General features: G+C 72.9%; 13 protein-coding genes. 10 read left to right on the top strand and 3 right to left on the bottom strand.

Translation table 11 applies throughout. From position 1 onward, the window contains the following. Positions 1-143: 143 nt before the first annotated feature. Positions 144-911 (top strand): SDR family NAD(P)-dependent oxidoreductase, encoded by a 768-nt coding sequence (locus KZJ41_RS00860; protein WP_006944673.1) that lies wholly within the window; start codon positions 144-146, stop codon positions 909-911. Positions 912-981: 70 nt separating this feature from the next. Continuing rightward, a complete protein-coding gene (locus tag KZJ41_RS00855) occupies positions 982-1,797 on the top strand; it encodes an alpha/beta hydrolase (protein WP_065923221.1) in 816 nt (271 codons plus the stop codon). Between the two features lies 1 nt (position 1,798). On the opposite strand, the gene KZJ41_RS00850 is transcribed toward KZJ41_RS00855, so the two are convergent. Continuing rightward, on the bottom strand, positions 1,799-3,391 hold the full coding sequence (locus KZJ41_RS00850; protein WP_029546929.1) for a TM0106 family RecB-like putative nuclease: 1,593 nt from the start codon (positions 3,389-3,391) through the stop codon (positions 1,799-1,801). A 107-nt stretch (positions 3,392-3,498) separates the two neighbouring features. On the opposite strand from KZJ41_RS00850, the gene KZJ41_RS00845 reads away from it, so the two are divergent. The 5 genes from KZJ41_RS00845 to KZJ41_RS00825 all read left to right on the top strand — a co-directional run bounded on the left by KZJ41_RS00845 (position 3,499) and on the right by KZJ41_RS00825 (position 7,162). After that, a complete protein-coding gene (locus KZJ41_RS00845) occupies positions 3,499-4,173 on the top strand; it encodes a DUF6474 family protein (protein ID WP_065923222.1) in 675 nt (224 codons plus the stop codon). Between the two features lie 7 nt (positions 4,174-4,180). Continuing rightward, a complete protein-coding gene (locus tag KZJ41_RS00840) occupies positions 4,181-4,666 on the top strand; it encodes a hypothetical protein (protein WP_065923223.1) in 486 nt (161 codons plus the stop codon). A gap of 31 nt (positions 4,667-4,697) precedes the next feature. Continuing rightward, positions 4,698-5,300 (top strand): copper resistance CopC family protein, encoded by a 603-nt coding sequence (locus KZJ41_RS00835; RefSeq protein WP_232334132.1) that lies wholly within the window; start codon positions 4,698-4,700, stop codon positions 5,298-5,300. Positions 5,301-5,316: 16 nt separating this feature from the next. Further along, positions 5,317-6,264: a CopD family protein gene (locus KZJ41_RS00830; protein ID WP_065923224.1), complete on the top strand. Its 948-nt coding sequence runs from the start codon at positions 5,317-5,319 to the stop codon at positions 6,262-6,264. Positions 6,265-6,433: 169 nt separating this feature from the next. After that, on the top strand, positions 6,434-7,162 hold the full coding sequence (locus KZJ41_RS00825) for an ABC transporter substrate-binding protein (RefSeq protein WP_065923225.1): 729 nt from the start codon (positions 6,434-6,436) through the stop codon (positions 7,160-7,162). On the opposite strand, the gene KZJ41_RS00820 is transcribed toward KZJ41_RS00825, so the two are convergent. Then, entirely contained in the window at positions 7,115-7,873 is a 759-nt protein-coding gene (locus KZJ41_RS00820) for a DUF998 domain-containing protein (RefSeq protein WP_231772173.1), read from the bottom strand. The two genes, KZJ41_RS00825 and KZJ41_RS00820, sit on opposite strands and share 48 nt — an antisense overlap. A gap of 204 nt (positions 7,874-8,077) precedes the next feature. On the opposite strand from KZJ41_RS00820, the gene KZJ41_RS00815 reads away from it, so the two are divergent. The 3 genes from KZJ41_RS00815 to KZJ41_RS00805 all read left to right on the top strand — a co-directional run bounded on the left by KZJ41_RS00815 (position 8,078) and on the right by KZJ41_RS00805 (position 11,308). Then, positions 8,078-8,995: a helix-turn-helix domain-containing protein gene (locus KZJ41_RS00815; RefSeq protein WP_065923227.1), complete on the top strand. Its 918-nt coding sequence runs from the start codon at positions 8,078-8,080 to the stop codon at positions 8,993-8,995. A 241-nt stretch (positions 8,996-9,236) separates the two neighbouring features. Next, positions 9,237-9,617, top strand: coding sequence for a PLDc N-terminal domain-containing protein (locus KZJ41_RS00810; protein ID WP_029546925.1), 381 nt, complete (start codon positions 9,237-9,239; stop codon positions 9,615-9,617). Positions 9,618-9,646: 29 nt separating this feature from the next. Next, entirely contained in the window at positions 9,647-11,308 is a 1,662-nt protein-coding gene (locus KZJ41_RS00805; RefSeq protein WP_251550031.1) for an alpha/beta-hydrolase family protein, read from the top strand. 47 nt (positions 11,309-11,355) lie between these two features. On the opposite strand, the gene KZJ41_RS00800 is transcribed toward KZJ41_RS00805, so the two are convergent. Then, complete coding sequence (locus KZJ41_RS00800; protein WP_157127606.1) at positions 11,356-12,000, bottom strand: UdgX family uracil-DNA binding protein; 645 nt, start codon at positions 11,998-12,000, stop codon at positions 11,356-11,358. Positions 12,001-12,015: the final 15 nt, after the last annotated feature.

Genomic DNA, 12,015 nt, shown 5'->3' with positions numbered 1-12,015 from the left:
GTGGTCGACGCTAGTCGCCGCACGACAGCTCCGGCGCGGGACGGCCCTACCACCGCTGCCGATCCGCACGAGCTAACGCGCGCTAAGGTGCGAGCGTCGACAAGGCGCACGCCGGACGGTGGCGCCACGAAAGGAGCACGGCAGTGGAAATTCAGGGAACCGCCGCACTGGTCACCGGCGCGGCCTCCGGTCTCGGCGCAGCCACCGCCCAGCGTCTCGCCGACGCCGGCGCGACCGTCTTCGGCCTCGACCTCGCGCAGTCCATCGAGCGCGTCGGCGACAAGGCGCCCGCCGGCGTCACCCTCATCGCCACCGACGTCACCAGCGCCGACGACGTGCAGGCCGCCGTCGATCAGATCGTCGCCTCGGGCCTGCCGCTGCGCCTCGTCGTCAACTGCGCCGGCGTCGGCTGGGCCGGCCGGGTGCTGTCGAAGAACGGCCCGCACGACCTCGAGCTGTTCCGCACCGTCATCACCGTGAACCTGCTCGGCACGTTCAACGTGCTGCGCCTGGCCGCCGACGCGATGTCCAAGACCGAGCCCGTCGACGAGTACGGCCAGCGCGGCGTCATCATCAACACGGCCTCCGTCGCCGCGTTCGAGGGCCAGATCGGCCAGATCGCCTACTCCGCCTCCAAGGGCGGCGTCCACGGCATGACCGTCCCCGCGGCCCGCGACCTGGCCCAGTACGGTATCCGGGTCAACACCATCGCCCCCGGCATCGTCGACACCCCGATGCTCGCCGGCGTCACCGACGAATACCGCAAGGGCCTCGAGGCGGGCGTGCCCTTCCCGTCCCGCCTCGCCCAGCCGTCCGAGTACGCCCAGCTCGTGCAGATGATCGCCGAGCACGACTACCTCAACGGCGAGACCATCCGCATGGACGGCGCGCTGCGCATGGCGCCGCGATAGGCGGCTCCGCCGCCGTGGTGTCCTTTCGGATCCGCCCGGATCCGATAGGACACCACGGCACACTGGTGCCATGCGCCTGGTGTGGCTCGTGGTCGCGGTCGTCGCGGTGCTCGCGTCGGCCCTGTGGTTCGGGCAGCGCCGGCTGATCTACCTGCCCGACAGGTCCCCGCCGCCACCGGCGCAGTCGCTGCTGCCCGGCGCCCGCGACGTGCTGCTGACCACCTCCGACGGGCTCGAACTCGGCGCCTGGTACGTCCCGCCCCGCGGCACGGCGCGGGGCTTCACGGTGCTGCTCGCCTCGGGCAACGGCGGCAACCGCGTCGACCGCGCGCCGCTGGCGTCGGCGCTCGCCGAGGCCGGCTTCGCCACTCTGCTCTTCGACTACCGCGGCTACGGCGGCAACCCCGGCCGCCCGAGCGAGGACGGCCTCGCCCGCGACGTGCGCGCCGCCCGGCAGTACCTCCTCGAGCACGAGAACGTCCGACCGGACCGGCTGCTCTACCTCGGGGAGAGCCTGGGCACCGGGGTGACGACGGGGCTCGCCGCCGAGCATCCGCCCGCGGGCATGCTGCTGCGCTCGCCGTTCGTCGATCTGCCCACCGTCGGCCGGCACCACTACCCGCTGCTGCCCACGGGGCTGATGTGGGACCGCTTCCCGGTCGCCGAGACCGTCGCGCGTCTCGACGTGCCGATCACCGTCGTCTACGGGACCGCGGACACGATCGTCCCGCCCGGGCAGAGCGAGGCCGTCGCCGGCGCCGCCCGCCGACTCGTCGAGAAGGTGGCCCTGCCGGGCGCCGAGCACAACGATCCCGTGATGTTCGGCCCGCCGGTGGTCGACCCCCTGATCCGGCTCGCCGAGGCGGTGACGCCCCCGCAGGAGTGATCTACAGGTCGGAGATGTGCGGGATCTCGTGCACCGCACGCTCGCTCATCCACTCGCGGAGCACCTTCGTGGCGATCACGTCGTCCTCGTTGTACTCGAGCAGGCGACGTCGCTGCTGCGGGTCGGGGTCCCCGTCGTAGCCGACGGCCTCGCGGTACCAGCTCATCGACGCCTCCCCACCGGCCTCCTCGTCCCGCCAGCGGTGCCCGGCGATCGGCGCGATCTTCTTGAGTCCCTTGCCGTTCGGGCACACGAACTGATCGGTGACGACCTGGTAGATGTCCACCCACTGCGGCGAGTCGATGAACTCGCGCACCTCGTCCTCGGTCGGTACCCCCGGGAAACCGGCGAACCGGCGGGCCGAGCCGAGCAGCCACTTGTCCTCCGCGGTACGCGAATAGCAATAGGCGGCAAAGGTTTTCCCACTCGCGGCGGCGGCGGCCCGTTCCGCGGACAGCCACGTCCAGAACTCGGCGAAGGAGCGGGCCTCGTCGTCGGTCGGCACCGGATCCCAGCTGACGAACGCCCGGTACGCGGAGATCCCGCCGACGTTGAGCAGCGTGCCCCACAGGTACGCGCCGTGCTCGTGGTAGCTCTCCATGTCGATGTCGATCTCGATGTCCGCACGCCGCACGTGCACGTGGTCGTGCCGCCGCACCAGCGGCGCACCCGCCAGCCACGCCTTGGCCACCACGACGGTGTCCTCGAACGAGCCCTGCGGCCAGGTCTCGGGCGGGTCCCCCTCCCAGCGGGCCAGCTGGTCGATCGTGTGCACGCCCAGCTCGCGCAGCACCGCCGCGCGCTGCCCCGGCGCCACCAGCGACACGTCGTGCGTCGCGCTCAGCTGCTCACGGCACCGCGGCCACCACGGGCAGGTCTTGCACTCCCCGATCTGCAACGGTTCCGTCGGCGTCTCGCCCCGGGCGATCGCGAGCCGGTCGGCCAGCCGCGCGTCGTAGTCCTCGAGGACCGCACTCAGGTCGTGCACCAGGATGCAGTCCCCGCCGTACCCGATGGCGCCGCCGACCTGCGCCGGGCTGGCCAGACCGTGACGCTCGAGCATCCGGTACAGGTGGGCCACCCGCATCTGGTCGCGCACCTGGCTGCGCACCTTGCGGGTCTCGTCGACCACCGGCTCCCACGCGAACAGCCCCGACGTCGTCGCGCCCCGGCCCGGGTCGGTGACCTTGTGATTGACCACGATCACCGGGATGTAGCCGCCGCGCTCGACGTCGCGCAGCAGGATCTCGGCCCGGCCCCGCCGGCCCGAGTCCGGCTCCGACGGCAGGACCGCGCCCCAGATCCGGTTCGCGCCGCGACGGCATGCGTCGAGGGTGGCTTCGGCGCGCCGCCATGCCGGCCCCTCGGGGTCGATCCGCGCCCAGTCGCCGGGGTTCGCGTCGAACAGCCGCTGCCGCACGGCCTCGCGGTGGGTGGCCGCCGCCTCCTGCCGCTGCTTGGCTCCCGGGTGCTCCGGGGCCGCGGCCAACTCGTCCGGAAAGGCCGCGTCCAGATGGACCCGGTGCCGGCAGCGGGTCAGCGCGCTCGCCTCGATCAGGACCGGCGAGGTCCGTCTCTCGCTGGATACGTTCACAGTGAAGAACAGTATTCGTCCACCTAGGGTCAACCGGAAACCCCCGTCACGGATAGGCTGACCCGTGGCGCCGTGGGCGCCGTACACCGAATGGAGGGTCCTGTTCGATGGCGTTGTTCAAGAGGCGGAAGCGCCGCGCCACCCGCAAGGCGGAGGCGAAGGCTCTCAAGCACAAGGCAAGGCTCGAGGCCAAACTCAACGCGAAGAATCAGCGCAAGCGCGACAGCCGCCTGACGAAGGCCGAGATCAAGGCGGCCAAGGCCCAGCTCAAGGCCGACAAGGCGCTGATCGAATCGCAGACCCGGGTCGAGAAGCAGCAGCTCGCCACGCTCAAGGCCCAGGAGAAGGCCGCCGCCCAGAAGGGCTTCACCGCGGCGAAGGTGCGGCGCTACCTCGCCGTCGTGCGGCTGCTCGCGCCGGTGCTCGTGCCGCTGGTGTACCAGGGCGTGACCGCGCTGCGCGGTCAGCTCGACGCCGCGCGCGCCCAGCGCATGGGCGTCGCCGTCGACCAGCTCGGCGAGTACACCGGTCACGGCGCGCACCTGAGCGCCCGCATCGCCGGGGCCGAGAAGTCGCTCGACGAGATCCTCGAGCGCCATCCCAAGGACGCCGAGACCCAGAAGTTCGCCGACGCCATCCGGGGCCGGCTCTCCGACCTGACGGCCGCGGTGCACGCCGCCGAGCAGATGCCGGCACCGCGCCGCAAGGCCGCGCACGCCGGCATCTCGCGGGAGCTGGACGGCATCGAGGCCGACCTGCTCGCCCGCCTCGGCGTGCGCTGACACCAGCGTGACGCCCGGCTCGACCCTGCGCGGCGCCGCCGCGGGAGCGCTGACCGCCGCCCTGGCGGTCGCCGCGCACGGCGGCGCCGGCGGCGGCGTGCCCGGCAACGCGGCGGTGGCGTTGCTGCTCGCCGTCGCGGCCGGGGTCGGGCTCGTCGCCGCCCACCTCCGCGCGGTGCCCACCGCGGTGCTGCTCGCGGCCGGGCAGGGGGCGACGCACCTGGTGCTGGCCACGGTCACGACCGGCCACCTGCACGCGTCGGCGCCGATGCTCGTCGCGCACACCGTCGCGGTCGTTGCGTGCGCGGCCCTGCTCGAGGCGGCGCAACGCCTGTACGGGCCGCTGACCCGGGCGGTGCGGGCGGCATGGACCGCGGCGCCCCCTCGCATCGAGGCAGCCCGGACGGTGCTGCCGGTCGTGGCGGGCCGGACCGTCGCGTCGGCCCGGCCGACACCGTGCATCTCCCGGCGGGGGCCGCCCGTCGCGGCGTGACCGCGACCCACCCCACCGGAGAGAGAAACCCATGAACATCCCGAACACCGTCGCCGCACGCCGGCGACAGACCCCACTCGCTCTCGCCCGGCTCGCCGGGCTCCTCGGCCTCGCCCGGCTCGCCGGGCTCCTCGGCGCGGTCGCGGCGGCATTGCTGTTCGCGGCCGGCCCGGCCGCCGCGCACTCGGTCGTCATCGCCAGCACACCCGCGCCGGGCGAGCAGATCGCGCAGGGCCCCGAGCGCGTGAGCCTGACCTTCAACGAGGCTCTGCAGGAGTCCTTCGCCGCGCTGACCGTCGTCGGCCCGGACGGCAACCTGTGGTCCAAGGGTGATCCCCTCGTCGAGGACGCCACGGTCTCCGTGGCCGTCGGCGATCTCGGCCCGGCCGGCGAGTACACCATCGCCTACCGCGTGACCTCGGCGGACGGCCATCCGGTCACCGGCACCCAGGTCTTCACCCTCACGCAGGACGGTCCGGGCGCACCCGGCGCGGCGGCCGCCGCCGGTGCCGCGGCGCCCGCGGCGGACAGCGACGAGGACAGCGGCCCGGCCGTGTGGGTCTTCGTCGTCGTGGGCATCGCCGTCCTCGCCGGCGTGCTGTGGTTCGTGCTGCGCAAGCCGAAGAAGGCCTGACGCCGGTGGCGGGGCGTTGACGACGAGCGGCACCGGCACCGCCGCGCACCGGGCGTGGCTGCTCACCGCCGGCGTCGGCGCCACCGCGGGCGTCGCCGCCGGATGGCTGCTGGCGAACCCGGCCGCGTCGAGCTGGGTGCGGGCGCTGTCGCTGTGCGTCGGCGCGACGGTGCTCGGCCTGGCCACGCTCGGTGTCATGGTGCGCGACGAGCGGCGGCCCCCCGTCGCCCCCGGCGACGTCTGGCGTGTGATCGCCGGTCTCGGCGGGCTCTGGGTGCTGACGGAGGTCGTGCAGCTCGTGCTGCAGGCCGCGGACACCACGAACGTCCCCGTGTCGCGACTCGGGGTGTCGCGCTTCGCGGAGTACCTCGGCAGTGCGGGCGCCGGCCGGATCGGCGTGGCCGCGCTGCTGTGCGTGCTGGTGTGCACCCTCGTCGCCGCCCTCGCGTATCGCCGGTCGGCGGCGTGGCCCACGGTCCCGGTCCTCGTCGCCGCGGCGCTGGCGCTCATCGCCCGGCCGGTCACCGGCCACATGTCCCAGCAGGCCCTCGGATCGCTGCTCGACGCGGCGCACGCCCTGGCGGCGGCGCTGTGGTTCGGCACGCTCGTCGCGCTGGCCCTGACCGTCCGGTCCCGCGGCGCGTGGGCCCGGCTGCTCCCCCGGTACTCGGTGCTCGCGGTGCGATGCGTCGCCGTGCTCGCCGCGACGGGCGTCGTCGACGCGGCGGTACGGCTCGGCTCGGTCACGGCGCTCGTCGACACCGGATACGGCCGCATCGTGCTGGCCAAGACGCTGACCCTGACGGCACTGCTGGCGCTGGCGTGGTGGTGGCGGCGGACGTGGGTGCCGGCCGCGGCCGCGCACCGGGTCACCGCGGAGGCGTCGCTGCGCAACGCGGTACTCGAGGTCGCCGCGACGTCCGTCGCGTTCGGGCTCGCTGCGGCGCTGGCCACCAGCGCCTGAGCTGGCCCCGCGGCGTCCCGGCGTCTGGATTGCGGGAGTGTGACCGCGCACAATGGGAGGTGTCGAGAAGAGTGCGACGAAACGGACAGGCACAACGGACGGGACGGTTGCCGATGTCCGAAACCGGTGCTGTGACGACCCGCGTCCGGCCGCACCCGGGCCGCCAGTGATGACCACCCGGACCTCCGCACTGCGGGTGGGATCGGCGATGCCCGATCCGCCGTTCGAGTTCTACGAGCGTGGCGGGCCCGTGGGGTTCGACATCGACCTCACCCGGGCCCTCGCCGGGCACCTCGGGCTGCGGTGGGAATTCGTCCCGCACGAGGGCGACGACTTCGAGACGATCTTCGACGAGCTGGCGGCGGGGCGCTTCGACGTCGTCGCCTCCGGCACCACCGTCACCGAGCCGCGCCGCGAGCGGGCCTCGTTCTGCGCGCCGTACTTCGTGTCCGGGCAGTCCCTGGCGGTCGACACCGCCCGTCACCCCGCGGTGCAGGGGGTGGCAGACCTGGCGGGCCTGACCGTCGGGGTGCAGCAGGGGAACACCAGCGAACCGGTGGTGAAACGCCTTCTCGCCGAGGGACGGATCGGCGGGATCCGGGTGTACGCGTACCACGAGATCGACCGTGCCCTGGACGAGCTGTCGACCGGCGGGTGCGACGCCTTCATGAAGCTCGGTCCCGTCCTGACGTGGCTGACCCGCGACCGGACACACGTCGACGTCGTCGAGTACGACATCACCCGCGAGGAGATCGCCCTGGCGGTGCGCCTCGGCGATGCCGTGCTGCGCGCCGATCTCGAGGAGGCGCAGCGCGCCCTCACCGCGGACGGCACGCTCGGCGCGCTGGTTTCACGATGGCTCTCCCCCGCTCGGGGCGACGGCACGTCGTCCTCCTGACGCACCGCGAAGCGATGCCGGCCGGGTGCGGCGGACGAGCAGAGCGACCGCCAGCACCGCGACCCACAGCACGAACGCACCGAACATCACGCGTTCGACCGCGCCCATGCCGGGGGTCGGCTCGGCGGCGGCGACCGCCGGCACGTACCGGCCCGTCCATGCTCCGAACGCCAGGATCGTCGCGACCGTGACCGCCGAGTACACCCGGAACCAGGTTCCGAAGGCAGCGGCCGCGAACCCGATCATCGCGCACCACAGCGAGACCGTCACCGCGCTGAGAACCAGGTGCATGGTGTCGGCGAGCGGCATGGCGGCCCCGGCCTCGATGTCCTCACGTCCGGTCATCGGAAACGGCAGCCACAGGGGTCCCACGAATCCGTAGGCCACCAGGAGAACTCCCGCGATGCGCAGGGGGCGGACGCCGCGGCCCGTCCGCCACACGCCGATCCCGAAGGCGACGATCAGCACGTCGTACACGAATCCCACAGCGGTCAGGGGTGCCCGGGTCGGCGCGCCGACCGACGTCAGCTCGCTGATCGCCTGATCGAACCGGCTGTAGCCGTCGTAGAGCGCAGCCGCGAGTATCTCGTGCGCAACCACGTACAACAGCGACGACACGACCCCGCAGGCGAGCAGCACCGTCGACGCCGTGCTCGGACGGTGCGACCCGTCGCGCCGGGCCTGGGATGTGTGCGGAGCAGGGGTGGACACCGTCGACCTCCCCGGACGCCGACTCGGCGGTGCGGGCGCCCGATGGGTCCAGCATGATCCGGCCGGGGAGGCGACGCCAGAGACCTTCGGCCCCGATCCCCGCGGAGTGTGAGCTATCCGTCGCCCGTATCCCCCGCCACGGCCGGTGCCGCATGCCACGCTGACGCACCGAGCCACGGACGCGCCGGGGCGGAAGGGACGAGGGTGTATCGGAAGATCGAACTGCGGGGCCGGCAGGGCTTCGAGGCGATGGCCTCCGATGCCGGGAGCCGCACCGAGCTGTCCGTCCCCGACGTGACGCAGTTCCGGTTCCGGATGGAGATCTGCAACGTCGGGGCGATCAGTGTCGGCCGGGTGCAGATGTCACCGCATCGTGCTCTGGCCGGCGTCGTCGAGGACGGCGAGGTCGCGAACCTGTTCCTGATGCTCACCGGCGAGCGGGTGGTCGACGACGGCACCACCCGGGTACACGTCAAGAGCGGCCGGATCGTCCTGCAGGTCGGGTGGAATCGATACGAGGCCGCGGATGCGGACGGCTCGGACCTGCTCCTGGTGCGCATTCCCCGGCACCGGCTCGAGGAACGCGGACTCGATCTCGAGGAGACGGCCGTGACGTTCGGGCCGGCCAAGCCCACCATGTCGACGCACGCGCTCAACGCGGTGGGAATGGCCATGCTCCGCGAACGCGGTCGTCACAACACCACCGCGGCCCCGCGCGGCGTGGAGAACGCCCTGATCGAGCTCGTGGTGGGGCTGCACCACGAATCGCTCGGCTACGGCGCCGATTCCGGCGAACTGTGCGGCAGCGCGTACACCCGCGCCCTCACCCTCGTCCGGGCCCATCACAGCGACCCGAGGCTGACTCCGACCGTGATCGCGGAGCGGCTGCAGATGTCGTTGCGGAGCCTGCAGCGCGCCTTCGCGGCCCACGACACCACGGTCGCGTCCCAGATCCGGCGACTGCGCGCGCACCGCGCCGCCGTGCTCCTCCAGGAACCCGCCTATGCCCGCACCACGGTCGCCGAGATCGCGGCGATCGCCGGTTTCACGTCCAGCGCCGAGCTGCGTCGCGCCCTTCGCGCGGTGCGCGGCGTGAGCCCGAGTGAGTTGCGACCGCACTGAGCTCGACCACACCGGGCTCGACCACACCGGGCTCGACCGCACCGGGCTCGACCGCACCGGGCTGCGACCACGCTGGACCTCGACCCGCACCCCGGAACAATCGTGGTGCATTTCGCGTCACCACGGTGCATTCTGCGCCGCCGTGTTCCGGTGCCCGGCGAAGACCGTGTACCTGTTTGCGTCCGGGTGTCCTTTCCGTCCGTTTCCCGGGCACCTCCGAACCGTGAAAGGCGTGTGCGTGATGCTGGATTCGTTGTGGGACCTGTTGTGGTACACCCTGGTCGTCTTCGCGTTCGTCGCGTACCTGCTGATCCTGTTCCAGGTGCTGACGGACCTGTTCCGTGACCGTTCCACGTCCGCCGTGGTCAAGGTCGTGTGGATCATCTTCCTGGTCGTCCTCCCGTACCTGACCGCCTTCGTCTACCTGCTGGTGCGGGGCCGCGGCATGTCCGAGCGGCACGCGGCCGCCCACGAGGCGGCCCAGCACGCGGCCGACGACTACATCCGCAAGGTGGCCGGACGATCCCCGGCGGCCGAGATCGCCGAGGCCCAGGCACTGCTCGAGGCCGGGACGATCACCGGCGACGAGTTCGACCGGCTCAAGGCCAAGGCCCTGCGCTGACTACCACCGCTGACGTCGAGCCCGGCCGGGTGGTCACGCCGCGCGCTCGGCTGCTCGGCTACGGGCGCCGGTTCCACCCGATCGGTCTGGGCTTCGCGCTGGTGTTCTTCGTCTGGTCGATGACGCCGTCGTTGCTGCCGCGGGTGTGGTATCTGCAGGGCGTGGCGTCGGGACTGAGCCTGGTGACCGGCTACGGGATCGGCTGCCTGCTCGCCTGGGTGGTCCGGCGCTGCGGCGTCGATCCGCAGTGGTCGGAGCGGACCCGCCGGGTCGGCTGGTGGATTCTGGCCGGGGCGGCGCTGGTGCTGGTGCCGGTGTTCCTCGTGCTGGGGTCGTGGTGGCAGCAGATCATCCGGGACCTGGTGGGGGTGCCGCGGGCCCAGCGCTCGTTCTATCTGCTGGTGCTGCTGATCGCCCTGGTCGTCGCGCTGGCGCTACTGGCGATCGGCCGGGGCCTGCGTGCGGGCACGAACCGGTTGACCCGGCTGGGCCGGCGGTACGTGCCCGGGCCCGTCGCCCGGCTCGGGGCGGTGACCCTCGTGGTGCTCCTGAGCGTGTTCGTGCTCGACGGCGCCGTCCACCGGGGTGTGCTGGGCGTGGCGGAACGCTCGTCCGAGGTGGCCGATCAGGGCACCGCACCGGGTGTGGTGCAGCCCGGGCTGCCGGAACGGTCCGGATCGCCGGCCTCGAACGAGGCGTGGGACACCCTGGGCCGGGAGGGCCGCACCTTCGTCGCGGGCGGGCCGAGCGCCGAGCAGATCGAGACCGTCACCGGGGCGCCGGCGCGCACCCCGATCCGGGTCTATGCCGGCCGCGAATCCGCCGACACGGTCGAGGGCATCGCGGACCGGGTCGTCGCCGAGCTCGAGCGCACCGACGCATTCGACCGCCGGGTGCTGGCGGTGGTGACCACCACCGGCCGCGGCTGGGTCAACGCGAACGTCGCCGGGGCCTTCGAATACGTCGCCGGCGGGGATTCGGCGATCGCGGCCATGCAGTACTCGTTCCTGCCCAGCGCGTTGTCGTTCGTCGTCGACCGGGAGACGCCCCGGCTGGCGGGGCGGGCGCTGTTCGAGGCGGTGTATGCGGCGTGGTCGGCGCGGCCCGAGCCGGATCGGCCGACGCTGGTGGTGTTCGGCGAGAGCCTGGGCTCGTACGGCGGTCAGGCGGCGTTCGCGTCGGGGCCGGACCTGGTCGCCCGGACCGACGGGGCGCTGCTGGTGGGTACTCCGAACTTCGCGCAGCCGTGGGGGGAGATCACCGCGGACCGCGACCCGGGGTCGCTCGAGCGGCTGCCGGTGGTCGACGCCGGCCGCCACATCCGGTTCGCGTCCCGCCCGGACGACGCGGACCTGCCCGGGCCGTGGCAGTTTCCGCGGGTGGTGTTCTGGCAGCACGCGAGCGATCCGATCACCTGGTGGTCGTTCGAGCTGTTGCTGCGGGAGCCGGACTGGTTGCGGGAGCCGCTCGGCCCGGATGTGGATCCGGGCATGCGGTGGCTGCCGTTCGTCACGTTCTGGCAGGTCACGCTCGACATGGTGTTCTCCGCCGACGTCCCGTCCGGGTTCGGCCACGCGTACGGGCCGGAGGCCGCGCAGTTGTGGGCGGACATCCTCGCCCCCGACGGCTGGGACGACGCGGCCACCCACCGGGTGCAGAACGCCCTCGCCGGGACGGCGTCCGACGACTGAACCGCTGTGGGTACCGAACAGCTGTAGGTCCTGGACAGCTGTAGGTACTACAGCGCCCCGGCGGCCACCCGCAGATCGGCGACCAGCCCGGCGAGGGCCTCGTCCCGCTGCTCCGCCGGTCCGCGCAGGATCGCCGACGGGTGGATCGTGGCGACGACGGCCGGAGCGGACGGAATCTGCACCTCCCCGTCGACGTGCAGGATCTCCCCCCGGTGCGCGGTCACCCGGAACGACGGGCCGAGCAGCGACTGGGCCGCGGTGGCGCCGAGGCACACGAGCACGTCGGGCTGCACGGCCCGCAGTTCGGCGACCAACCAGGGCCGGCACGCGACGATCTCGCCGCGTGCCGGTTTCTTGTGGATGCGACGCCCGCCCGCGGCGGCCCGCTCGAACTTGAAGTGCTTGACCGCGTTGGTCACGTACACCTCGCCACGGTCGATCCCCGCCTCCTCGAGGGCCCGGTCGAGCAGCCGCCCGGCCGGGCCGACGAACGGCTCCCCGGCCCGGTCCTCCTGATCGCCGGGCTGCTCGCCGACGAGCACGAGCCGGGCCGTGGCCGGGCCGGCGCCGAACACGGTGCGTTCGGCGTTCCGGTACAGCTCGCATCCGCGGCAGCCGCCCGCCGCGGCCGCGAGCTCGGCCAGGTCGGTGGTCTCCGGCACGAATTCCTCGGCTCCCGGTTGCCTGCTCACCGCCACCTCCCTTCG

The organism is Rhodococcus sp. 11-3 (assembly GCF_023704055.1).
Taxonomy (GTDB): domain Bacteria; phylum Actinomycetota; class Actinomycetes; order Mycobacteriales; family Mycobacteriaceae; genus Rhodococcus; species Rhodococcus aetherivorans.
This window is presented reverse-complemented; position numbering and strand designations above follow the sequence as displayed.